The 22,641-nt window shown below is 42.5% G+C and carries 19 protein-coding genes; 13 read left to right on the top strand and 6 right to left on the bottom strand.

Annotated features, from left to right (window positions below; genetic code table 11):
• Window positions 1-76 precede the first annotated feature (76 nt).
• Window positions 77-2,611, top strand: coding sequence for a M14 family zinc carboxypeptidase (locus MB380_RS21545; RefSeq protein ID WP_253531683.1), 2,535 nt, complete (start codon window positions 77-79; stop codon window positions 2,609-2,611).
• A gap of 58 nt (window positions 2,612-2,669) precedes the next feature.
• On the opposite strand, the gene MB380_RS21550 is transcribed toward MB380_RS21545, so the two are convergent.
• The gene (locus MB380_RS21550; protein ID WP_253531685.1) at window positions 2,670-3,713 is read right to left on the bottom strand and encodes an LD-carboxypeptidase; all 1,044 of its coding nucleotides are present in this window, start codon (window positions 3,711-3,713) and stop codon (window positions 2,670-2,672) included.
• Between the two features lie 112 nt (window positions 3,714-3,825).
• A complete protein-coding gene (locus MB380_RS21555; RefSeq protein WP_253531686.1) occupies window positions 3,826-4,980 on the bottom strand; it encodes a 2-isopropylmalate synthase in 1,155 nt (384 codons plus the stop codon).
• A gap of 542 nt (window positions 4,981-5,522) precedes the next feature.
• On the opposite strand from MB380_RS21555, the gene pyk reads away from it, so the two are divergent.
• Window positions 5,523-6,974: a pyruvate kinase gene (pyk, locus tag MB380_RS21560; protein WP_253531688.1), complete on the top strand. Its 1,452-nt coding sequence runs from the start codon at window positions 5,523-5,525 to the stop codon at window positions 6,972-6,974.
• A gap of 53 nt (window positions 6,975-7,027) precedes the next feature.
• On the opposite strand, the gene dinB is transcribed toward pyk, so the two are convergent.
• A complete protein-coding gene (dinB, locus tag MB380_RS21565; protein ID WP_253531690.1) occupies window positions 7,028-8,068 on the bottom strand; it encodes a DNA polymerase IV in 1,041 nt (346 codons plus the stop codon).
• Window positions 8,069-8,346: 278 nt separating this feature from the next.
• Here dinB and MB380_RS21570 point away from each other — a divergent pair, with 278 nt between their 5' ends.
• Entirely contained in the window at window positions 8,347-9,081 is a 735-nt protein-coding gene (locus MB380_RS21570; protein ID WP_253531692.1) for a glycosyltransferase family 2 protein, read from the top strand.
• 49 nt (window positions 9,082-9,130) lie between these two features.
• Here MB380_RS21570 and MB380_RS21575 read toward each other — a convergent pair whose 3' ends face one another.
• The gene (locus MB380_RS21575; RefSeq protein ID WP_253531694.1) at window positions 9,131-10,741 is read right to left on the bottom strand and encodes an amidohydrolase family protein; all 1,611 of its coding nucleotides are present in this window, start codon (window positions 10,739-10,741) and stop codon (window positions 9,131-9,133) included.
• A 220-nt stretch (window positions 10,742-10,961) separates the two neighbouring features.
• Here MB380_RS21575 and MB380_RS21580 point away from each other — a divergent pair, with 220 nt between their 5' ends.
• The 4 genes from MB380_RS21580 to MB380_RS21595 all read left to right on the top strand — a co-directional run bounded on the left by MB380_RS21580 (window position 10,962) and on the right by MB380_RS21595 (window position 15,982).
• Complete coding sequence (locus MB380_RS21580) at window positions 10,962-11,756, top strand: sulfite exporter TauE/SafE family protein (protein ID WP_253531696.1); 795 nt, start codon at window positions 10,962-10,964, stop codon at window positions 11,754-11,756.
• 7 nt (window positions 11,757-11,763) lie between these two features.
• Entirely contained in the window at window positions 11,764-12,147 is a 384-nt protein-coding gene (locus tag MB380_RS21585) for a DUF983 domain-containing protein (RefSeq protein WP_253531698.1), read from the top strand.
• Between the two features lie 185 nt (window positions 12,148-12,332).
• Entirely contained in the window at window positions 12,333-14,699 is a 2,367-nt protein-coding gene (locus MB380_RS21590) for a TonB-dependent receptor domain-containing protein (RefSeq protein WP_253531700.1), read from the top strand.
• 101 nt (window positions 14,700-14,800) lie between these two features.
• Window positions 14,801-15,982, top strand: a complete 1,182-nt coding sequence (locus MB380_RS21595) for a PepSY domain-containing protein (RefSeq protein ID WP_253531702.1) — start codon at window positions 14,801-14,803, stop codon at window positions 15,980-15,982.
• Here MB380_RS21595 and MB380_RS21600 read toward each other — a convergent pair whose 3' ends face one another.
• Window positions 15,983-17,128, bottom strand: a complete 1,146-nt coding sequence (locus tag MB380_RS21600; RefSeq protein WP_253531703.1) for a carbon-nitrogen hydrolase family protein — start codon at window positions 17,126-17,128, stop codon at window positions 15,983-15,985. It lies immediately after the preceding gene.
• 156 nt (window positions 17,129-17,284) lie between these two features.
• On the opposite strand from MB380_RS21600, the gene purQ reads away from it, so the two are divergent.
• The 6 genes from purQ to MB380_RS21630 all read left to right on the top strand — a co-directional run bounded on the left by purQ (window position 17,285) and on the right by MB380_RS21630 (window position 21,989).
• Window positions 17,285-17,971 carry a phosphoribosylformylglycinamidine synthase subunit PurQ gene (gene purQ, locus MB380_RS21605; RefSeq protein ID WP_101724864.1) on the top strand — a complete coding sequence of 229 codons (687 nt, stop codon included), beginning with the start codon at window positions 17,285-17,287 and terminating at the stop codon, window positions 17,969-17,971.
• 2 nt (window positions 17,972-17,973) lie between these two features.
• Window positions 17,974-18,585 (top strand): uridine kinase, encoded by a 612-nt coding sequence (gene udk / locus MB380_RS21610; protein ID WP_253531705.1) that lies wholly within the window; start codon window positions 17,974-17,976, stop codon window positions 18,583-18,585.
• A 108-nt stretch (window positions 18,586-18,693) separates the two neighbouring features.
• A complete protein-coding gene (locus tag MB380_RS21615; protein ID WP_253531707.1) occupies window positions 18,694-19,986 on the top strand; it encodes a DASH family cryptochrome in 1,293 nt (430 codons plus the stop codon).
• Between the two features lie 111 nt (window positions 19,987-20,097).
• Entirely contained in the window at window positions 20,098-20,679 is a 582-nt protein-coding gene (locus MB380_RS21620) for a LemA family protein (protein ID WP_253531709.1), read from the top strand.
• A gap of 89 nt (window positions 20,680-20,768) precedes the next feature.
• Window positions 20,769-21,203, top strand: a complete 435-nt coding sequence (locus tag MB380_RS21625) for a TPM domain-containing protein (RefSeq protein ID WP_253531711.1) — start codon at window positions 20,769-20,771, stop codon at window positions 21,201-21,203.
• Window positions 21,204-21,242: 39 nt separating this feature from the next.
• Window positions 21,243-21,989: a YgcG family protein gene (locus MB380_RS21630; RefSeq protein ID WP_253531713.1), complete on the top strand. Its 747-nt coding sequence runs from the start codon at window positions 21,243-21,245 to the stop codon at window positions 21,987-21,989.
• On the opposite strand, the gene MB380_RS21635 is transcribed toward MB380_RS21630, so the two are convergent.
• Window positions 21,986-22,528 (bottom strand): hypothetical protein, encoded by a 543-nt coding sequence (locus tag MB380_RS21635; protein ID WP_253531715.1) that lies wholly within the window; start codon window positions 22,526-22,528, stop codon window positions 21,986-21,988. The two genes, MB380_RS21630 and MB380_RS21635, sit on opposite strands and share 4 nt — an antisense overlap.
• Window positions 22,529-22,641 lie beyond the last annotated feature (113 nt).

A 22,641-nucleotide genomic window follows, 5' to 3' on the forward strand; every position in this document is an offset into this window, starting at 1 on the left:
AGCCTCTCTGTCAGAGGCTTTTTGTATTTTTAGGCAGAAAAGTGTTTAATTGCCTCCTAAACTACTCATCTGTTTCATGAAAAAAATACTACTCTTATTCTTCATCACCTTACAAATTAATTCTTTCGGGCAGGTGGCCGACAGCTATTACCTGCCACAAAATGTAAATTATAACCCCAAAATACCTACACCAAAGCAGTTTCTTGGTTATCAGGTTGGCGAGCAACACGTTACACCTTATGAGCAGTATGCTTATATGAAAGAACTGGCTCGGTTATCAGACCGGTTCAAGGTAGAGGTTTATGGCAAGACTTTCGAAAACCGTGAGCTATTGTTGCTGACGGTAACCTCGCCACAAAACCATGCGAAACTGGACCAGATAAAAGCAGAGCACCAGAAACTGGTGAACCCGGGGCAATCTGGCAGCCTGGATTTGAAAAAAATGCCTATTGTTGTCTGGATGGGCTACTCGGTGCATGGGAATGAAGCCAGCGGCACTAACTCTAACCTGATGTCGGCGTATTATCTGGCCGCGGCACAGGGTCCGGGAGTTGACTCCTTACTAAACGAGGCCATTATTCTGATTGACCCATGTATTAATGCCGACGGAGGCAACCGCTTTGCTACCTGGGTGAATATCAACCGAAGCAATAATCTGGTAAGTGATATCAACAGCCGGGAGTTCAGCGAAACCTGGCCGAACGGCCGTACTAATCATTACTGGTTTGATTTAAACCGCGACTGGCTGTACCAGCAAATGCCTGAAAGTAAAGGCCGGCTGGTGAAATTCTACGAATGGAGACCTAATATTCTGACTGACCACCATGAGATGGGAAGTGCGTCTACCTTCTTTTTTCAACCGGGTATCCCATCACGTACGCACCCGCTTACTCCCAAAAGCAATATTGAACTGACAGCCAAAATAGGAAAATATCACGCTCAGGGGCTAGACAGAATCAATTCTGCTTACTATACACAAGAGAACTACGACGACTTTTACTACGGAAAAGGCTCTACCCTACCCGATGTGAACGGGTCTATTGGTATACTTTTCGAACAAGCATCGTCTCGCGGGCATTTGCAGGAAACAGTTAACGGACTGCTGAGTTTTCCTTTCACTATCCGCAATCAGGTTTCTGCCACGTTTTCAACGCTGAAAGCAGCCCGCGAAATGCGGGTAGAACTGCTGGAACACATGCGCAATTTTTATAAAGAAGGCTCAAATGATGCCGTAAAAGCCTATGTATTTGGTGGAAGCAAAGATGCTGTAAAAACCTGGGAGATGGTAAATATGCTAAAAAGAAACCAGGTAGATGTTTATAAACTGGGTAAAGACGAAACCATAGACGGCAATGCGTTCGACAAGGCGACTTCTTTTGCGGTACCAATGAACCAGCCACAGCATCGCCTTATCAAATCAATGTTCGAGAAGAGAACCAAGTTTGAAGACAGCCTTTTCTATGACATTTCGGCGTGGTCGTTACAATATTGTATGAATGTGCCTACGGCTGAAGCTAAAGCAGCTGTTTCGCTGGGCGAGAAAGTGCATGTAAACGAGTTTCCGAAAGGGAAGGTTTATGGCAATAGTACTTATGCCTATTTCTTTGAATGGAACAGCTATTTTGCGCCAAGAACTGCCTATGAATTACTAGATAAAGGTTATACCCTTAAAGTAGCTATTGAACCCCTCACGGCTATTGTAGGCGGAAAAGAACAGAAGTTTGACTACGGCTCCATACAAATAATATGCAACGGTAACGACCCCGGCGCTTTGCTGCAAACACTTGCCGACCGTGACGGAGTTAATTTCTATGCTACTACCACCGGCCTTACACCTGCCGGAATTGACCTTGGAAGTGAGAAATTCCGCAAATTGAAATTGCCTAAGGTTTTGATGCTGGCGGGCCCGGGTGTAAATGCCAATGATGCCGGAGAAATTTGGCACCTGCTAGACCAACGCATCAACATACCTCTGACTTTTGCTGATATTGAAACAGCCAATAGGGTTAATCTGGACAAATACACGCATATTGTGCTTTCGGGTGGTAACTATAATAATTTATCGGACGAGAAAATCAGACGCTTCATACAAGGTGGTGGCGTGTTGGTTGCCATGACAGAAGCCGCCGAATGGGCAGCCAATAAAAAACTGGCTTCAATAACTGTAAAGCCAAGACCGGATAACAATGGCAGCGGAAAAAGACCTTATGTTTTGCAGGAGAAATACAGCGGAGCCATGGAAACGGCCGGAACCATATTTGAAACAAAAATAGACCCTACTCACCCAATTTGTTTCGGATACCCGCAGGAAAAACTGGCATTGTTTAAAGACAACAACATCTTCTTTGAAGACACCAAAAACCCTTATAATACGCCAATTATTTTCACAAGTAATCCATTAATTGCGGGCTATGTTCATCCAAAAAATGAAGCTTTAATTAAAAACTCACCCGCTGTTATTACACAGAATTTGGGTGCCGGGAAAATCATTCTGATGTCGGAGAACCCGAATTTCCGGGCATTCTGGTACGGAACCAACAAGTTGTTTCTGAATGCTCTTTTCTTTGGACACACCATTGGTGGTGGCCGTTTTGGTGGTGAAGAAGAGTAAATGCCCCCATTGCAGGCAAAAAGCCCTTTCAGGAATATGTACTGAAAGGGCTTTTTGTTTATTTATTAACGGCGCTTTCGTTTAGTGTAATGCTTCCTTTGGTTGCATCAATAGTAGCTTTAATACCAACAGGTACAGTAAATTTATCTTTTATATGGCCTATCATAGCGCCTGAGAATGCCGGGATGCTCAAGGGCCTGATATGGTCTTCAAAAATATCTTCCATAGTTAAAGAGCCATAGCCTCCTTTTGACGGCGGGCAGTCGGTACACTTACCAAATATAAAACCCGAAAGCTGGTTTAAAATACCTGCCAGTTTCAGTTGGGTAATCATCCTGTCCATACGGTAAATATCTTCCCCCACATCTTCCAGAAATAATATGTTGCCCTTAAAATCAGGCACATAAGGCGAACCAAGTATATGGCTCAATACAGTCAGGTTGCCACCAAGTAATGTGCCTGTAGCTACTCCGGGATTAATGATATTTATACGGTCATCTACCTGCACCAGATTATCCCCTTTTTTTACCGGATTGGTCATTTGCACGGCATTGGCTTCTATCAATACATTCTTAAAATTTTCAACAGAAAAGCTGTTCCAGGTTGAAGAACCTACCGGCCCATGAAAAGTAACAAGCCCTGTCTGGCTGTAAATGCCCAGCAACAAAGCGGTTATGTCGCTGTAGCCAATAAAAACTTTAGGGTTTTGCTGAATGGTTTTATAATCAAGCAAAGGTAGAATTCTGGCACAACCCCAGCCGCCATGCATGGCCATTATGCCGTTAATGCTTTTATCGGCAAACATTTTATTGATGTCGGCGGCTCTGTCGGCATCTGTTCCTGCCAGATACCCGTATCGGTCAAACATGTGGTCGCCCTTTTTCACTTTAAAACCCAATGTTTCCAGGCTTTCAATGGTTATCTGCACTTCTTCTTTTAAAAATGCCGAATAGGCCGGGCAAACCAGCCCGATGGTATCGCCCGGTTTCAGCGCCGCCGGTTTTAAAGTTTTAAGCTGGTTATCAGGAAAAGAAAAATTCAGATTGGCCAGCCCTATACCAGCCAGCAGGCTTGAACTGAGAAAATGTCGACGATCAGGCATTTTTTCGATGAAGTAGGTGTGATTAATAAATTTCTATCTGCTAAACTACAAAAAAAAGGGAGTTTATGAACAGATTCACAAACTCCCTTATCAGAATCGACAGGCCTGTTTTTCAGGAAACAGCAACCTCTTTCATCAACAATACCAGGTCTTTATCATTTACTTCCTTAATTCTGTCGGCAAGCTCAAGGAAGCGACTATACGTATAATCAATTTCGGGTTTATCAAGATTATAACCCAGTTTTTCCAAACGGTGTTTTAAAGCATGGCGGCCGCTTCTGGCAGTAAGCACAATAGACGACTTATCTACGCCAACCTCTTGCGGGCTGATAATCTCGTAGTTTTCGGTATGTTTCAGGAAGCCATCCTGATGAATACCCGACGAGTGCGCAAAGGCATTACGGCCCACAATGGCTTTATTGGCCTGCACAGGCATACGCATGGTATCAGAAACCAAATTACTGATAGGCGCAAGCATGGTGCTTTCAATATTGGTATGATAACCAAGCGATTTGTGCACTTTCAGAATCATGGCTACTTCTTCCAGCGAAGTATTACCAGCGCGCTCACCAATACCGTTGATGGTTACTTCTACCTGTCTTGCTCCGGCTTGAATACCCGCAATGGTATTGGCAGTAGCCAGACCTAAATCGTTATGGTTGTGCATGGAAATAATGGCTTTGTCTACATTTGGCACATTATTCATGATATATGAAATACGCTGATACATTTCATGTGGCAGCACATATCCTGTTGTATCGGGCAGGTTTACTACTGTAGCGCCTGCTTTGATAACCTCGTCGGTCAGTTTTGACAAAAACTCAAGATCGGCACGACCAGAGTCTTCAGCATAAAACTCTACGTCTTCAACAAACTTTTTAGCATGCTTCACTGCTGAAATGGCCTGTTCAATAATCTGTTCGCGAGTACTGTTAAATTTATGTTTGATGTGAATATCAGAAGCCCCAATACCGGTATGTATACGCGGCCGTTTGGCATATTTCAGGGCTTCAGCAGCAGACTCAATGTCACCCTTGATTGCTCTTGAAAGGGCACAAACCGTTGGTTCTGTAACGGCTTTAGAAACCGCTACAACAGAGTTGAAATCGCCGGGACTTGAAATCGGGAAACCTGCTTCAATAATATCGACACCCAGCTTTTCCAGCTGCTTGGCAATCATAACCTTTTCGTCGGTTGTTAACTGGCAACCGGGCACTTGTTCTCCATCTCGTAAGGTGGTGTCGAAAACATAAATTTTCTGGCTCATTGCTTAATGAGGTGTTTAGTTATTTTTACTACTTCTTTTTTCTCGCAAAAAAGCCCTTTCTCACCATGTGCAAGAAAGGGCTTTTGATTTATACAAAGTCTCCGTTTCTCACACTGAAAAGCTGAGCAGAAGGAGAAGTGAAATTGCGATTACGTTTTGTTTCAATTGCTTTTTGAAATTACTAAGGACACAAATTTAACACATTATTTTTTTCCGGCAAAAACTTCTTTTTATTTTTTTCAAACCGGGCTTACTGCTTTTTTAACTACTGTAAGGGTTTCCGGTTTCAGGGTTATATACTGTGTTTTGGCAGGTTCAGGCTATCAATAGAGGATATTTCAACCACCTTCAGGATAGGGCACCTGCTTTTTTATTATCATTTAATAAATATTTAAACGACTGAATATTAGGCACTTATATATTAGGTCATTTTTGACACAAATAGGCTTGCCGTATAAATCAACAGGGTTTATTCGGTAATTCTCATAAATAGTTATTATTTTTGCGACGTTCTCAGGGTTAAGAAATATTTTATTTTAAATATGCACAGAAAAACCAAAATTGTAGCCACAGTCGGACCAGCTTCTGAAAGTGAAGAAATGCTATTGGCACTGGCTAAAGCCGGTGTAAATGTTTTCCGTTTAAATTTCTCTCACGGAACCCACGAAGACCACCAGATGCGTATTAGCCGTATCAGGAAAATAAACGCTGAACATGGTTTTAAATGCGCTATTCTGCAGGATTTACAAGGCCCGAAAATCAGAATAGGCCAGATGGAAACAGGTAATGAGGGTGTTGAAATTTTTGCTGGCGACAAACTGGTATTTACTAACGAAGATGTAATCGGAAACGGTCAGCGTGTGAGCACCCCTTATAAGGGTATGTATCAGGACGTGAAGCTGGGTGAAAGAATATTGATGGACGACGGCAAGCTGGAAGTAAAAGTAACCGGCGTTGACGGAATGGACGTTATTACAGAAGTAGTATATGGCGGCCTTTTAAAACAAAAGAAAGGTGTAAACCTGCCTAATACCAATATTTCTCAGCCATCGGTTACAGAAAAAGACTGGGAAGACCTGAAATTTGGTTTATTGAATGATGTAGACTGGATAGCCCTTTCTTTTGTAAGAACAGCAGACGAAATAAAGGATATACAGAATTACATAAAAGCGCAGGGAAAAGAGGCAAAGGTTATTGCCAAGATAGAAAAGCCGGAAGCGGTTGACAACATGGACTCTATCATTGCCGCAACAGATGGTATTATGGTAGCCCGTGGAGACCTCGGTGTGGAGATTCCGTCAGAAGACGTGCCATTGATTCAGAAAGCTTTGGTTGAAAAATCTAATCTGGCTGCCAAACCTGTAATTGTGGCAACACAAATGCTTGAAAGCATGATTGACAGCCCCCGCCCAACCCGTGCAGAGGTTGGTGATGTGGCCAATGCTGTATTAGATGGTGCAGATGCCGTAATGCTAAGTGCAGAAAGCGCCTCTGGTAAATATCCTATTCTTGCGGTTGAAACAATGGTAAAAACCATTGAAAAAGTAGAGAACGAAGCCGACTGGAAGAAATTATATTACCGCCACCATGCCCGTGTTACGGAAGACTCTTATAAGTCTGAAGAAAAAGAAAACGATAACGTGGTAATGAACGCCTGCCGCCTGGCACGTGACCTGAAAGTAAAAGCCATCATTGGCATTACTACCTCTGGTTATACGGCTGTTCGTTTATCGCATCACCGCCCTAAGGCCAATACATTTATCTTCACCGGAAACGAAAAGCTTTTAACCCAGTTGAGTTTGTATTCGGGCATTACTGCTTTTAAATACAATCACCTGAAAGATAAAAGTGTAGAAGAAGTAGTGGCTAACATCAGAGATACCCTGGTTGAAAAAGGAGAGCTTGCTGCCGGAGATTTGTTTGTAAATACCCTAAGTATGCCTCTTCATGAAAACCACCGGACCAACACTATCAAATTAAGCCGGGTTGAATAATACTAATCTGAACCATATAGAAAAGAGCTCGTCGTTATGATGAGCTCTTTTCGTTAGAAGTCAATCGTTAGCTGCCTTCCGGCCATTTCTTCTTCAAAAGCCAGATTTGATAAATAAATACCCAGTAACCGAACACCCTTGGGCATTGGTAAAAGGGCATGCAGCAACTCATAAGATATTTTTGCCAGCAATGTTTCTTCAAGTACCGGTAATTGTGAAGTGCGGCTACGGGTGATGCTCTCAAAGTCGGCGAATTTTATCTTCAATGTAATGGTTTTACCATAGGCTTTTATGCGGGTCATGCGGCGCCAGAGTTGTTCCAGTATATCGTCCATTTCTCTGTAAAGGTCTTCCGGCTCTGTAAAGTCTTTGTCAAAGGTATTCTCTACTCCTACCGATTTCCGTATGCTATCGGGGTTAACCGGGCGGTTATCTACCCCATGGGCAATATCAAAATAATAGCCCCCCATTTTACCAAAATGATTTGTGAGAAACTCAACACTTTTGGCTTTCAGGTCTTTACCGGTAAAAATGCCCATTTTGTTCATTTTTTCGGCTGTTACTCTGCCAATTCCATGAAATTTGCCAATCTCTAATACTTCTACAAATTTTTCGGCCTGTGAGGGTTTAATAACAAACAATCCGTCGGGCTTTCTGTAGTCTGAGGCAATTTTGGCAAGGAATTTATTGATTGAAACCCCGGCAGAGGCAGTGAGTCCGGTTTTCTGTTTAATTCGCTCTTTTATTTCCTGCGCTATTTGTGTGGCGGTTTCTATTCCTTTCAGGTTTTCGGTTACATCAAGATATGCTTCATCGAGCGATAGCGGCTCAACCAAAGGCGTATATTCAAGAAAAATCTCTCTGATTTCTACTGATACCTGTTTGTAGACTTCAAAGCGCGGCTTTACGAAGATTAATTGCGGACATTTCTGCCTGGCTATTCTGGACGACATGGCCGAGCGCACACCAAATTTGCGGGCCTCGTAGCTGGCAGCAGCTACCACACCCCGCTCACGGCTTCCACCTACGGCAATGGGTTTGCCCCGCAAATCGGCAAAGTCTCGCTGCTCTACCGATGCGTAGAAAGCATCCATGTCAATATGAATAATTTTACGGCTTGCCACCCCTAAAACCCCTAATATGATATAAGTACTTGTTTAAACAAAGTTATTAATATTTATACTTATAACATAAAGATAAAATTTCTGACAAAGAATCAACAGTCCAGGCTTGTGCTTATCTCATTTATGCATCAGGGCTTGTGTTCCTTTGAATTTAGGTTTAGTTTTCAGACATTTGCCTCCGATTCAATAAAAATGTTTGAACACTTGCACTTTTATCTTCCTGCGAGAAGCTAAATTTAATAAAACTGATGAAACTAAGCGTTGTTATTCCTGCCTATAACGAACAAGAGAGTATTCCGGAAACCCTGCGCACTTTATATACAACCTTAAAAAAGCACGATATTCCTCACGAAATATGGGTTACTAACGATAACTCTAAAGACCAGACACTGGCTGTTCTTGAATCGCTTTCCGGAGAAATTCCGACACTTGTTTTTGAAACCAATAAAGGCCCGAATGGATTTGGCTACGCTGTACGGTATGGCCTGGAACGTTTCACAGGCGATTGCGTGGCTGTATTTATGGCTGACATGTCTGACGACCCCGAAGACCTTGTGAAGTATTATAAAACCATGCTTGAGAAAAACGTAGATGCGGTTTATGGCAGCCGTTGGATAAAAGGTGGAAAAGTGATTGATTATCCGCCCCTCAAGAAGTTTATTAACCGCATTGCCAATTTCATTATTAAAAACATGATGGGTATCAAATATAATGATACCACCAATGCATTCAAGCTATATAAAAGAGAAACCATTGAGGGCATTAAGCCGTTCTTATCTCCGCATTTCAATCTCACAGTCGAACTCCCCTTAAAAGCAATTGTGCGCGGATACACGTATGCCGTTGTACCCAACAGCTGGACCAACCGCAAGTATGGCGAATCTAAGCTGAAAATTAAAGAAATGGGCAGCCGTTATCTTTTCATTTTGATGTATTGCTGGATTGAAAAGCATTTCTCAAGAGGAGATTATTTTAAAAAATAACAAAAAGGCGGTATAGAAGAAACTATATCGCCTTTTTAGTACCTGTCAGTTATTTGGTAGAACCCTGAACCTTTGCAGCCTTTTTTTGCGGAATGCCAGGTTGAGTTATCTCAAAGTCTTCTTTCGCTTTGGCGTCAGCTACAATCTTGCGCACATCGGCCAGTAGTTTTTTGGCGTCGTATACCACACCATCTTTTACGGTGTATTTTACCCCTCCTACTCTTACTACCTCGTTTTTATCATTAACCCTTATAGCGCCCGTACCATACAGGGTTTTGAGGTTAGCCAGCGGATTTTCTTCTGTTATTACGAAATCGGCGAATTTTCCTACTTCTACCGAGCCTATCTGGTCGGCCATTCCCAGCGCCTCAGCCCCTTTTAATGTAGCAGCTCTTATTACCTCTAATGGGTGGAAACCCGCCTCACGTAGCAACTCAAGCTCTCTGATGTAAGCAAAGCCATATAACTGATAGATGTATCCGGAATCTGAACCTGTGGTTACGCGGCCGCCGCGGTTTTTATACTCATTCACAAAGCGCATCCAGATACGGTAGTTCTCTTTCCAGGCTACCTCCTGCTCGGTTCCCCAGTTGAGCCAGTAAGACCCGTGAGAGATACGACTGGGCCCATAGAAACGCCATACCGATGGCAGGGTGTATTCATCATGCCACTCGGCTCTGCGTGCCAGCATCAGTTCGCGGTTGGCTTCGTAGATGTTAAAGGTGGGGTCAAGTGTAAAATCCAGTTTCAGGAGTTCGTCCATTACCTGATACCATTTGGCTGAGCCCGGCTCAGCGGCCTGTTTCCAGAGTTTGCCTGCTTCTTCAAAACGGTCTTGCTCATTATTGTAATTATAATCCGGCGGGTAGTTTTGCAAGGTTCTTTCGTCAAACAGCGCTTCGGGCAGGCCGTACCAGTGTTCCATGGTTGTTAGCCCCGCTTTAGCTGTTGCCAGCACGTTCATACGGCCTACTTCCAGTTGTGCATGATGGCATGCCGAACGCAGACCAATCTTTTTGTTTTCTTCTAAAGCAGCACGGAAAATATCCGGAGCAGCCCCAAAGAATTTGATTCCATCTGCCCCTTTAGCGGCATTGGCTCTTACCCACTGGCGGGCTTCTTCAGGTGTGGTGATGGGCTTATCAGCCCCCATCCCAAACGCAGTGTAGGCTTTAATGCGCGGAGCAGTTATTTCATTGTTTTCACTTTTCTTTTTGTGTTCCAGGGTCCAGTCGAGCCCGTTTCCTGCTGATGGGTCTCTGATAGTGGTAATACCATGCGCCAGCCAGAGTTTAAATACGTATTCGGCCGGGGTTCCCTGGGCTTTCCCTCCAATGTGGCCGTGCATATCTACAAAACCGGGCATGAGGTACATACCGGTGCAGTTCAGTTCTTTATCGCCGGTGTTCAATTTGGGCCGGCTTTTTTCTTCAATAGGCACACCCGGGTAACCCACCTGGCGTATCTGCACAATTTTGTTTTTTTCAACTACAATATCAACGGGGCCTACGGGTGGTGCTCCGGTGCTGTTGATAAGGGTAACGCCTCTGATTATTAATCGATTGGCGTATTCGCCCTCTGCCCTGGGCGGAGCCTTTTCAATCTGGGCAAACAAGGTAGAAGTAACGCAACTCAGAAGAAGTGTAATTTTCTTATACATACGATGTTGGTAGGTTTTTAACAAAAATAATCAGGATTCAGGATAATTTAAGTGCCTCGGGGTTTTTTTATGCCCCTTACCGTAAAATAGTATATCTACCGAATTGGTATATTTGAAAAATACAATGTTTAAAACCATTAACCGACATAATTTCTTTAAATTGCACCATTTCTGAAAAGTACGGTTAATTAAACCCTCTTCTACTTTTCATTTATATTCTATGGAAATAGTAGGTTTTGGTCTGGCGTTTTTGATTGGTATTACTCTGGGGCTTATCGGTGCCGGAGGCTCTATACTAACCGTTACCGTATTAGTATATGTAATGGGGGTTAGCCCTTCCACAGCCACTACCTATTCGCTTTTTATAGTAGGCATTACCTCGCTGGTTGGTTCGGTTGATTATTTCAGAAAAGGGCTGGTTGACATCAGAAAAGGGCTTTTCTTTTCATTTCCGGCTTTTATTATGGTTTTTATTATGCGTAAGTATGTGATGCATCGCATTCCGGAAATCATCTATCAGTCAGACCATTTTACGCTCAGTAAAAACCTGATGGTAATGCTTCTTTTTGGTTTGCTGATGATTGGCGCTTCGTACTCAACCATAAAAAGCCGGAAAAAAGACAATGAAATTGTAAAAACCAAAGTGAGTTATTGGGTGATATTTCTGGAGGGTATTCTGGTTGGTATATTAACCGGGCTTGTAGGCGCAGGCGGCGGGTTTATGATTATTCCGGCACTGGTTATTTTTGCACAGCTACCCATGAAAGAGGCAGTGGGCACATCGCTGCTCATTATAACCATTAACTCAATATTTGGCGCTATAGGCGATTTTTCGGCCGGTGTTGTATTGGATTACAGGTTTATTTCAGAATTTGTACTTTGCACTGTAGCAGGTGTATTGGTTGGCAGTTATTTGTCGAAAAGAATAGACGGCGAGAAACTTAAACCGGCATTTGGCTGGTTTATTCTTATTATAGGCTGTTGGATAATCGTTAAAGAAACACTACTAAAATAATTATATCATGAACAAAATACAAGCTGCCATAAAAATGAAATGCCCGCGTTGCCAGGAAGGCGAGGTTTTTTTGAACCGCAATCCGTACGCGCTAAAGCAGCTAACTGCCATGCACAAACATTGCCCCAAATGTGGCCTGAAATACGAAAGAGAAATTGGCTTTTTTTACGGCGCCATGTATGTAAGCTATATGTTTAACATAGCTTTGTTTGTGATTGCCACGGTTGCTTATTACCTGTTTTTTGAAGAGCGTGTTGACTGGCTTTGGTATATTCTGGGCTATCTGGGCTTAACGTTTTTGTTGTTTCCGCTCATCTATCGTTTATCACGTTCTATATGGTTGCAGGCTTTTAACAAATACGATCCCGGCAGCGCTACTCATAAACACTGACGTTTTCTGTTAAATCTATTTGATTTTTTTTAAATCACACCTGGGGTCTGCTGATAACCCCTTTACTATCTTCGGCAATTTAAAAGCGCAATGTTTATTTAGAATTATTTTAAATAAACATTGCGCTTTTGTATTCTGTTATTAATTTTGCACCACTATTTAGAATTAGTCTAAAGCAAAATAGCATGCAGAATCTATACACTACTTTTTTACTCTTTTTAATCTCCACCTCAACCTTATATGCACAAAACGGACAGTTAACGGGGCAAGTCGTTAACGCCGATGGCCAGCCCGTCAGTTTTGCCAGCGTTGCGGTAAAAAAAACCAAAGCAGGAACAATAGCGAACGAAAAGGGAGAATTTAGCCTTAAAAACATCACAACAGGCAAACATACTATACTGGTAACGATGGTTGGCTACGAGGCTGCCAGCCAGGAAATAGAAATTATTGACGGACACCCAACCGAAGCTAAGATTCAGCTACATGAAACGGCCAACACATTGCAGGAAATAAACGTGGTAGGCAATATTGGTATTACCAAAGTAAAACCACAAACCATTCAGTATGCCAGCAAAGACCTGATATCACAAAATGGCGGTACTGCCGGCGACATCCTGAAAGCCATGCCTAGCGTTGCTATGGGCGGAAGCCCTAATCATAACCGAGACATCCGTTTCAGAGGTTTGGGGAATGGATACACGCAGGTTCTGATTAACGGCCAACCCATAGGTGTAAGCGGAAACAACCGCGAAACCGTTCTGGATCTGATACCTGCTAACCAGATTGAAAGAATTGAAATACTAGCTAACCCAACCGCTGATGTGGTTTCTGCCGGTGTAAACGGCGTTGTAAACATTATTCTTAAAAAGGGTGTACCGGCAACAAAACTATATGAAACCATTGGCAGAGCCAGTTTTACTGCAGACCACCAGGGAGGCTACAATGGTGGGCTTTCATTAAACGGCCGAGCCAGAAACCTTACTGCCGGGGCAAATTTTGACCGTTTATACAGAATTGTTGAAAACAAAAGTACGGGTGAAATACTGAAACTGAATAATGCAGGCGAAAAAACTGAGGTTCAGAACCAGAAAAAAAACGAAAACAAGAAGTTTACCAATAACTCGGCCAAAGGATTTTTAGGCTACAATACCAAGGGTTGGGATTTTTACACAGAATACTTGTACGGAGACCAGACCGAGGATAAATCGAAAGAAGAACGAACCTCCATATTTGATGCCACCAATAAGTTTAAGAGTGGTAAATTTGTGTTGTCTCCTGAGTTACGAAAGGTTTATTTCCACAGCCCATCTGCCCGAATTACTAAAAACCTGGGCAAGCATGAATTTCAATTGTCTTATAACTATAACAAGTCTGGCGAAAACAAAACCCAGAACCAGAACGAATATGCATTACTGGAAACCAATGAACCGGTATTGAACAAAACGCCTAAAATGCAAAAAGTAGAAGACCGGATTTCGTTGAACACCCATTTGCCTGGCTTGTACTGGTTGTCATCAATTGTAAAAAATACAACCCTTAAAGTTGGATATCAGGGCTTTTATACAACAAGAACCATAGCCAGAACTACCGATGCCTATGATGAGAAAAGTAATACTTGGAAACCTAAAGATGAGGGAAAGAACAACTTTGAAGCAAATGAATCTGTAAACGCCATCTATGCTACTTTTCAATGGAATACCGAAAAGCTGAAAACCAATTTTGGGTATCGCCATGAAATAGCCGATATAAGAACCAAAGCCAGCTCTCAGACCAACTACAGCAACGGCCATTATTCCACCGCTTTGCCTTCTGTACATGTGCAGTATTTTCTTTCTTCAAAAACGTATCTGGCATCATCTGTGGGTAGAAGAATACGCCGCCCCGGTTTTAATGACCTGAACCCCTACGTTGAAATAAAAAGCACCACTGAACAAAAAGTAGGAAACCCCGATTTACGCCCTGAACGCGCCTGGGCTTACGAAATGGGTGTATTTACACAGATAAAAGACTTTAACATAGGCGCAAACCTTTTTCTGCGTGATATCCGCGATTTAATTCAAAAAAACATTACCGAAGAAAATGGCATATTTACTGAAAAACAAATTAACCTGCGAGGCGCTAAAACCAGTGGTATTGAATTGGTATCGGCAGCAAAAATAGGCGGGTGGCTCAATGTTAACGGTAATTACTCAAGGTTCTGGTCGAAAATCAGCTCAGATGACATCAATAATGGTGACCAACTGAAAGACCAGTTTGCCTGGACAGCCAAAGTTCTTGCTGATTTCAGCCTGCCTTCAAAAATAAACGCTCAGATTATAAGCAACTGGGTAGGGCCAAAAAATACAGTACAGGAAGGGGAAGGGAAAGTACATTTTGTGGATATCGGTATTCAGAAAACCTTCGGCAAAAACAATGCTTTGTTTTTACGTGCTACTGATATCTTCGATAACCTTAAAAAGCATAAGTACACTAATACCGCTACGCAGGTATCTAATACTTATGAACACACCCAGGGCAGAATATTTAGTGTAGGTGCATCGGTGAACTTCTGATTTGAGACCATTCAGATATGAATAGTACTTAAAATTACAGATGGTAATTTTTAATAATTATAAATCTAAAATTGTTTTGCATAAATAACTTCTTTTTACTCATGGCAAAGAAAAACAACGGTATAAAATATTGGCTGGGGAGGGTCCATCTCTGGGGTGGGCTTATTAGCGGTATTGTAGTATTTATTGTTTCTATTACCGGATGCTTATTTGTTTTTGAAGAAGAGATTCGTGACCTAACCCTGAGAAAATATCGGTTTGTTGAACCGTCAAAATCGGCCAGGGTATCGCTGGCTACTATTGAGGCAGAGGCAAAGAGAGTTTTCCCCGATAAAAAAATTGAGCAGGTCAGGGTTTTCTCAGATGCAACACGTTCTGTTATTGTAAAATTAGCAGATGCTAAAGCAAAGCCCGCCAAAGGCAATAAAGAAGAAAAAGAATACCGAAAAGAAGCCTATGGATTCAACCCGTATACGGGCGCCTTACTTGGCCGCTATAATCTGGAGCACGATTTTATGCATCTGGTAGAAGACACTCACAAAAGCCTTCTTCTGGGAGAAACCGGCAAATGGATTATTAAAATAAATGTGGTGGTTTTTCTTGTAATGCTGCTTTCGGGTCTGTATTTGTGGTGGCCACGTAAGAGAAACCAACGCAGGTTTGCATTTACTGTTAATTTTAAGAGCAAGTTTCAGGTACTCAATTACAGCCTTCATAATGTGCTGGGTTTTTATTTTCTGCTACCTCTGTTTGTAATAACCATGACGGGCATCTGGTGGGCCATTAAACCGGTACAGAAAATTACCTATGCTGCTTTAGGACAAAAAATGCCAGAACAAAAAAAGGCCACGTCTATCTACCAACCTGGCAAGGTTTTTAGCCCTGATGATGCGCTTTCAAGCGTGGCTCTGGCCTACGGAGGCTGGAAAGAGGCACATATTAATTTTGCCAAAAATGATAAAGAAACTATAAAGGTAAATCTTAAATATCCATACCAGATTTACAAAAAAAGCAATGTTTTTGAGTTTGATCAGTACTCTGGTGCGGTACTTAAAACCGAACTCTTTAAAGACTACTCTACGGCAGATAAGCTGAAACACGCCAACAGAGATTTACACACCGGCCAGAACTTTGGTTTTGCAGGTAAGCTGCTTGCTTTTATTGCAAGCCTGTTTGCCGCCTCTTTGCCTGTTACAGGCTTTCTGATATGGTATCAGCGTAAATATAAAAAGGTTAGAAAAAAGGTGTCATCAGCTAAAAAAACCCAATTGGCTATGGCCTAATTACAGCCAAAGGTTTATTAAAGCCGACTTACCAACAAAGGGTGTGGCATGTGCCGAGTCGCTTAACACAATGGTTGAACCATCAGCGCCTAAATTCCAGAGTTTTCCCTGAAGAAAAACATTGATTCCTTTTTTTATTCCGGCCTCTTCTTTGGCGCGGGTAGCCATGGCATATTTAACCCAGGCCTCTCCTAACGATATTTTCCCTACATCAGCCTTCGCCTTTTCAGGTGTTTTTGCGCCGGAGTACCCGCTCCAGGGCTGTTGCCAATAGCCATAACCATTAGAGTACGACGGCGTTATCACAAAATCGGCGCTTTTGCTCTTTAATGTCTGGTAAGCCTCAGAAAACCACGCGTCTGCACAAATCAAAACACCCATTTTACCAGCACCTGTATTGAATACAGGAATGGCCTCTGGTTTTACCGGACAAATAAACCCTAATTCATCGGCTGTTGGAAAGGCCTTTTTAATTAATTGCGGATTAATAGTGCCATCGGTCTCAAAAACTACTGATGTGTTATACAATAGCCCCCCTCTTGTTTTCAGCAAGCCATTCTCAACCACGGGGTCAGGTAATAAAACAGACCCACCCACAATGGTAACCTTGTATTCTTTAGCCAAAGAAGCAAATGTATCCTGATAAACCCTGGCTATAACTTCCGCCTTCATGGCAAAGACGCTGTATTTCAACTTATCCTGTACGTTTGGGGGGCATTTCAAGAAGGTTGCAAGAAACCTGCCTGCATTCCGCAGCACCATTGTCTGCATACCCTCTTCTATTTCAGGCGTGCTGTAAATACGCTCTTTTTCCTGTAAGGCTACCAGCCAAGTACCAAAGTACTCAGGAAAAACCACAATCGATTTATTGGGTATCAGCCAGTTTTTCTTTTTGGCTTCTTCCATATAAAACCTTATTTTTCTTCTAAAATTCGCTTCAGAGGCATAATCAACCGGCTCTACAAACGCCTGTATGCCAACCACATTCCCTTTGTTGCTTGAGTCTCCGTAAGAGGCAGTGGCATCAATCTTCAAGCTTTGTTTTGTTTCAGAACCCAGGCCTGTATTGGCCCATACCAGATAAAAAGTTAATAATGATACCAAGACACTGCCTGCAGAAAGAAGTATTTTTCTAGTGGTTTTCATTCGGGTAGGAATACTAAATGTGATGCGGTTGAATATCTACCAGCAATTTCTGAAAAATATTAGGCTGAATGCTATAGATTTTTCATAATTTTGCGTAAAATTTCTTATTTACTAAAAATAAAACAATCCCCTGGCTCGCTTTCGGGATTTTAAATTATGAAATTCGGCGTAGTAGTATTTCCCGGCTCCAATTGTGAAGACGATACCGTTTTTACCTTAAGACACAATCTTGGACAAGAGATTGTTAAAATCTGGCACAAAGACCATGACCTGCAAGGTTGTGATTTTATTATATTACCGGGTGGATTCTCTTATGGAGACTATCTCCGTTCGGGAGCCATTGCCCGGTTTTCGCCTGTTATGAACGAGGTTATCGCTCATGCCAACAGGGGTGGGTATGTAATGGGTATTTGCAATGGTTTTCAGGTAATAGCAGAGGCCGGGCTGGTACCGGGTGTTTTATTAAAAAACATTGCTCAAAAGTATATCTGCCGCAATGTTTATCTGAAACCACAAAGTAGCACTGCGCTTTTGACGGCCGGCCTGGAAGACAGAGCGTTTAAAATACCGATAGCCCATGGCGATGGCCGCTATTTTGCTGATGAAGACACCTTGAAAAGACTTAACGACAACGACCAGGTGTTGTTCCGCTATTGTGATGAAGCAGGCAATATTGTTGCTGAGGCAAACCCTAATGGCAGCATTGAAAATATTGCAGGCGTAACAAATGCCGGAAAAAATGTATTTGGCATGATGCCGCACCCTGAGCGCGCCTCTGACGAAGCACTGGGCAATATTGACGGTCGATTTATACTGGAACAAGTTATACAAGTACTGGCTTAAGCATGAATCCATATATTGTTGGTATTACAGGTGGGAGCGCTTCCGGAAAGACGTATTTTCTGCATCAGTTGTTAAGTGCATTTTCGGCTCAGGATATCTGTCTTATTTCTCAGGACAACTATTACCGTCCGCAGGCTTTAGTGCCTAAAGACCTGAACAACATTGAGAACTACGACTTACCCGAGGCCATAGATTTTGGATTATATGCCCAGCATGTAGAAGACCTGAAAAACGGAAAGGTGGTTCAGCAGAAAGAATATACCTTTAATAACCCGAGTATTGTTCCTAAAATTCTGACCTTCAATCCGGCGCCTATCATTGTAGTTGAAGGAATCTTTGTTTTTCATTCAGTAGAAGTATCGCGCCTGCTAGACCTGAAAGTGTTTATTGACGCACGCGAACACGTAAAGATTAAACGAAGGATTATACGCGACGGAAACGAGCGTGGCTACGACTTAACAGATGTGCTGTACCGCTGGGAAAACCACGTGGCACCCACTTATGAGAAGTTTATAGAACCCACCAAGTATGACGCAGATATTATCATCAATAATAATACACATTTTGAGAAAGGCCTGGAAATTCTGACCGCATTTTTAAAGACAAAACTATAAATCCAGGAGCCCTCTGCCGAGGGCTTTTTCTGTCTAACGGGGCTTGTGTAAGCCATTTGATTTAAAACCAAACCCCAGACATTAGCATCAAACTTTTTAATAATCCTCATGCAAAATATAATCTTCTGGTTCAGAAACGATTTAAGGCTTCATGACAACGAGGCATTTTTAGAGGCCTCTAAAGCAGGCAATGTGATTCCGGTTTATGTTTTTGATGACCGATACTTCGACAAAAACTTTCTGGGCTTTAAAAGAACAGGGGCGTTCAGAACTAAATTTCTGCTGGAAGCCGTTGAGAATCTTCGGAAAAACCTTCAGGAAAAAGGCTCTGATTTAATAATACGAAGGGGTATATCGGAAGATATAATAGCAAAAATAGCTAAAGACACTGACGCTGCCGCAGTTTATGCAAGCAAAGAAGTAACGCAGGACGAAACCACCATAGAAGCTTCTTTATCTAAAGTACTGAAGCCGATGAATATCGAGATAGAGCTGATCTGGTCGGCCACGCTTTTTCATGCCCGCGACCTGCCCTTTCAGATAAACTTTATACCGGCAACTTTTGCCGAATTCAAGAAAAAAATTGAAAGGGCAACACCGGTACGCCAAACATTTCAATCACCCGGGCAATTGCCCGTTGTTGACTGTATTGAACCCGGTAACCTGCCTACCTATCAGGAGCTGGGTTTTGAAACAGCCCCGGTAGCCGATACCCGGGCAGCATTTCAGTTTGCAGGTGGTGAAACCGAAGGACTGGCCAGGCTTAATGAGTATATATGGGAAAAAGACCTGCTGAGAACCTTTAAAGAAACAAGAGACGGTCTGTTAGGTGCCGATTTTTCTACAAAACTGTCGGGCTGGTTAAGCCTCGGTTGCATTTCGGCGCGCACGGTTTATGAAGAAGTTAAACGTTTTGAAGCCGAGACAGCAAACAAAGAGTCTGCTTATTGGTTAATAATACTGTTACTCAAAAGAGATTTCTATCACTTTTCGGCATTAAAACATGGCACACGCATGTTTAAGGCCAGTGGTATAAAAAACGACCTGATGAAACCCTGGAAACGCCACCGCCCAACGTTTGATACCTGGGTAAAAGGAGAAACCGGCATACCATTTGTTGATGCTAACATGAAAGAAGTGAGTCTGACAGGATACATGTCTGAAATGGGCAGAAAAGCGGTTGCCAAGCATTTGATACAAGAGCTGGGCATAGACTGGACCTGGGGAGCCACCTACTTTGAGAGTGTGCTGACCGATTATGATGTTTGCAGCAACTGGGGTAACTGGAATCTCATAGCAGACACAGGCAGAGATTTATTGGATGAAGAAAATTCAGAATTGGGCAATCTGGCCGATACTACAGAATTGCAACAGGCATACATACAATTGTGGATGGGTTAAAACGTCCGTTTATAACGGTTTTAATCCACTTGTTATATGTAATTCTTGCATATCATGTTCTAATTATTACATTTGAATCAAATTTCAGTAAACAAACAAAATTTCGAAAAAATGAAAAAAAGCACCTTAATTATAATTGGTATTATTTTACTTTTAAGCGTTTATGGTTGCTCGTCATATAATGGCCTTTTAGAAAAAGATCAGGAAGTGAAACGTAAATGGTCTAATGTACAAACGCAATACCAACGCCGTTCAGATCTGATACCTAATCTGGTAAGCACAGTAAAGGGAGCAGCAGACTTTGAAAAAACCACGCTTACACAAGTAATAGAAGCCCGTGCTAAAGCCACTTCTATGCAAATAAACCCTGAGAACCTTACACCTGAAAACATTCAGAAGTTTCAGGCAGCGCAAGACCAGTTAAGCGGGGCTTTGAGCCGTTTGCTTGTAAGTGTTGAGCAGTATCCGCAACTGAAGGCCAACGAGAATTTCCTGGAGCTACAGTCCCAACTGGAGGGTACAGAAAACAGAATTGGCGTGGCGCGTAATGAGTTTAACGGAGCCGTACAAACCTACAATACTGCTGCATTACGTTTCCCGGCTGTAATTTTTGCAAAAATATTCGGATTTAGCGAGAAAGGCTTCTTCCAGGCATCAGACGCTGCCCAGGCTGCACCAACCGTTAAGTTCTGATTTTAAAGAAGTATTTTCAGACACATACAGGCTTTAGTAAAGCCTGTATGTGCTGTTTTGTTTCTCAGCACATCTTATCTCATACAATCATGTTTCTGACGGAAATCGCTAAAGAAAGAATTGTGAAGGCAATTAAAGATGCCGAACTGAACACTTCTGGCGAAATAAAAGTGCATGTTGAGGAAATATGCCCTACAGAAGACCCCACTGAAAGGGCCAGACAGGTGTTTCAGTTTCTTTGCCTTGAAAGAACCGCCCAACGCAACGGGGTTTTGTTTTATCTGGCTTACGGAAGCCATAAGTTTGCCGTTTGGGGAGACGAAGGCATTGATAAGGTGGTACCCACTAACTTCTGGGATGGTATAAGAGACAGCATGAGACAATACTTTTTACTGGAAGATTTTGCCGGAGGCCTGCAGATGGGAATCCGGGAAACGGGAAATCAATTAAAGAAGTTTTTTCCGTATCGTTCTGACGATATCAACGAATTATCTGATGATATCTCAACCGACCCTATACCTTAGCCTGTAAATGTTTACCTGTGTGTAAACAACCACTAGAAAATGTTCAAAAAACTGCTCATATTATTTTTTTTGTTGCAAAGCCTGGCCTTTGCGCAGGATATACCGGAAAAGCCGAACCCTGCCCGATTTGTCAATGACTTTGTGGGTGGCCTTCTGAGCCCAGACCAGACCGCACAACTGGAAGCGAAGCTAAAGGGTTATTATGATACCACCTCTACGCAAATTACGATTGTAATAGTAAAGACCGTTCAGCCATACGATATCAGCGAATATGCCTTTAAACTTGGTAAAGCATGGGGTATAGGCGAAAAAGGCAAAAATAACGGTATTGTTGTTTTATGGGCTCCCGGCGACAGAAAAGTATTTATTGCCACCGGTTATGGCATGGAGGGCACTATAACTGACGCTTACAGTAAACGTATCATTGAGAAAGACATAAAGCCGAGATTTAAAGAAGCCCGATATTATGAAGGGCTTGATGTGGCTACTGATAAAATTATTAATTATGCCAAAGGCGAATTTAAGGATGATAAGGAAGATGATGGCGACGGTAGTTGGTTAGGATTCGTGGTGGTTATCATCATCATTTTTGTTATTATTGCCATCCTTAGCCGGGGTAAAGGCGGAAACCACGGTAATCGCGGTGGTGGTGGCTGGATACCCTATACCACTTTCACAGGCTGGGGAAGCTCTTCAGGTGGCTGGTCAGGCGGCGGAGATAGCGGTGGTTTCGGAGGCTTTGGCGGAGGAGATTTTGGTGGCGGCGGCGCCGGAGGAGACTATTAATAGTCTCCTTTTATTTTGGCATCAACAGAGAAATACTTCCTGCTACCAATAAACAATTGCTGATACCCTGCAATACGATAACTTTTCAAATGGTTATTTTCAAAATCTGCACTCAGCTTTTTTTCAGACTCATACAGATAGTTTCTTGCGTAAATTTCGGCTTCAATCTGCTGTGGCAAGCCTTTGGTATCAAACCTGATCAACAAATGCTTTACGGGCATTTTTTCTCCTGTTTTTAGCTTATATGCTATTTCATTCTGTGTTTGATGTATGGTATAGGCAGATTGATACGACTGCTTGTTCAGGTCTGCCTGCAGAAATAAATCCAGTTCTTTGCGCCAGTCAATTTTGCCGGTTACAATTTTCTCTTGCTTATCTTTTATTAACACTGTTTTTTCTACCTGAGGCCTGCCAGATGCCAGACGATTGATGTGCGTGTTGAACAAACCTGCCAGATCATAATAAGCCTTTGATTGTATTTTGTTTTCGGTTTCGGTACAAGCCGTTAAAAAGAGCAATAGAAGTAATAAAACGCGCATCAGGTTGAAGTTTAGTTTATAACGCAAATAACGGGGTCAGATGTTCCGGAGTAAAACACAAACCCCTATAAAAAACTTAACCCCACCGCCAGAAGCAGTGGGGTAAGTGTCCA

Origin of the sequence: Emticicia sp. 21SJ11W-3 (genome assembly GCF_024138715.1) — a bacterium.
Classification (GTDB): Bacteria; Bacteroidota; Bacteroidia; order Cytophagales; family Spirosomataceae; genus Emticicia; species Emticicia fluvialis.

Coding starts and splice junctions, on each gene's coding strand:
- MB380_RS21545 (WP_253531683.1), top strand. CDS start 77: ATGAAAAAAATACTACTCTTATTCTTCATCACCTTACAAATTAATTCT.
- MB380_RS21550 (WP_253531685.1), bottom strand. CDS start 3,713: ATGCCTGATCGTCGACATTTTCTCAGTTCAAGCCTGCTGGCTGGTATA.
- MB380_RS21555 (WP_253531686.1), bottom strand. CDS start 4,980: ATGAGCCAGAAAATTTATGTTTTCGACACCACCTTACGAGATGGAGAA.
- pyk (WP_253531688.1), top strand. CDS start 5,523: ATGCACAGAAAAACCAAAATTGTAGCCACAGTCGGACCAGCTTCTGAA.
- dinB (WP_253531690.1), bottom strand. CDS start 8,068: ATGGATGCTTTCTACGCATCGGTAGAGCAGCGAGACTTTGCCGATTTG.
- MB380_RS21570 (WP_253531692.1), top strand. CDS start 8,347: ATGAAACTAAGCGTTGTTATTCCTGCCTATAACGAACAAGAGAGTATT.
- MB380_RS21575 (WP_253531694.1), bottom strand. CDS start 10,741: ATGTATAAGAAAATTACACTTCTTCTGAGTTGCGTTACTTCTACCTTG.
- MB380_RS21580 (WP_253531696.1), top strand. CDS start 10,962: ATGGAAATAGTAGGTTTTGGTCTGGCGTTTTTGATTGGTATTACTCTG.
- MB380_RS21585 (WP_253531698.1), top strand. CDS start 11,764: ATGAACAAAATACAAGCTGCCATAAAAATGAAATGCCCGCGTTGCCAG.
- MB380_RS21590 (WP_253531700.1), top strand. CDS start 12,333: ATGCAGAATCTATACACTACTTTTTTACTCTTTTTAATCTCCACCTCA.
- MB380_RS21595 (WP_253531702.1), top strand. CDS start 14,801: ATGGCAAAGAAAAACAACGGTATAAAATATTGGCTGGGGAGGGTCCAT.
- MB380_RS21600 (WP_253531703.1), bottom strand. CDS start 17,128: ATGAAAACCACTAGAAAAATACTTCTTTCTGCAGGCAGTGTCTTGGTA.
- purQ (WP_101724864.1), top strand. CDS start 17,285: ATGAAATTCGGCGTAGTAGTATTTCCCGGCTCCAATTGTGAAGACGAT.
- udk (WP_253531705.1), top strand. CDS start 17,974: ATGAATCCATATATTGTTGGTATTACAGGTGGGAGCGCTTCCGGAAAG.
- MB380_RS21615 (WP_253531707.1), top strand. CDS start 18,694: ATGCAAAATATAATCTTCTGGTTCAGAAACGATTTAAGGCTTCATGAC.
- MB380_RS21620 (WP_253531709.1), top strand. CDS start 20,098: ATGAAAAAAAGCACCTTAATTATAATTGGTATTATTTTACTTTTAAGC.
- MB380_RS21625 (WP_253531711.1), top strand. CDS start 20,769: ATGTTTCTGACGGAAATCGCTAAAGAAAGAATTGTGAAGGCAATTAAA.
- MB380_RS21630 (WP_253531713.1), top strand. CDS start 21,243: ATGTTCAAAAAACTGCTCATATTATTTTTTTTGTTGCAAAGCCTGGCC.
- MB380_RS21635 (WP_253531715.1), bottom strand. CDS start 22,528: ATGCGCGTTTTATTACTTCTATTGCTCTTTTTAACGGCTTGTACCGAA.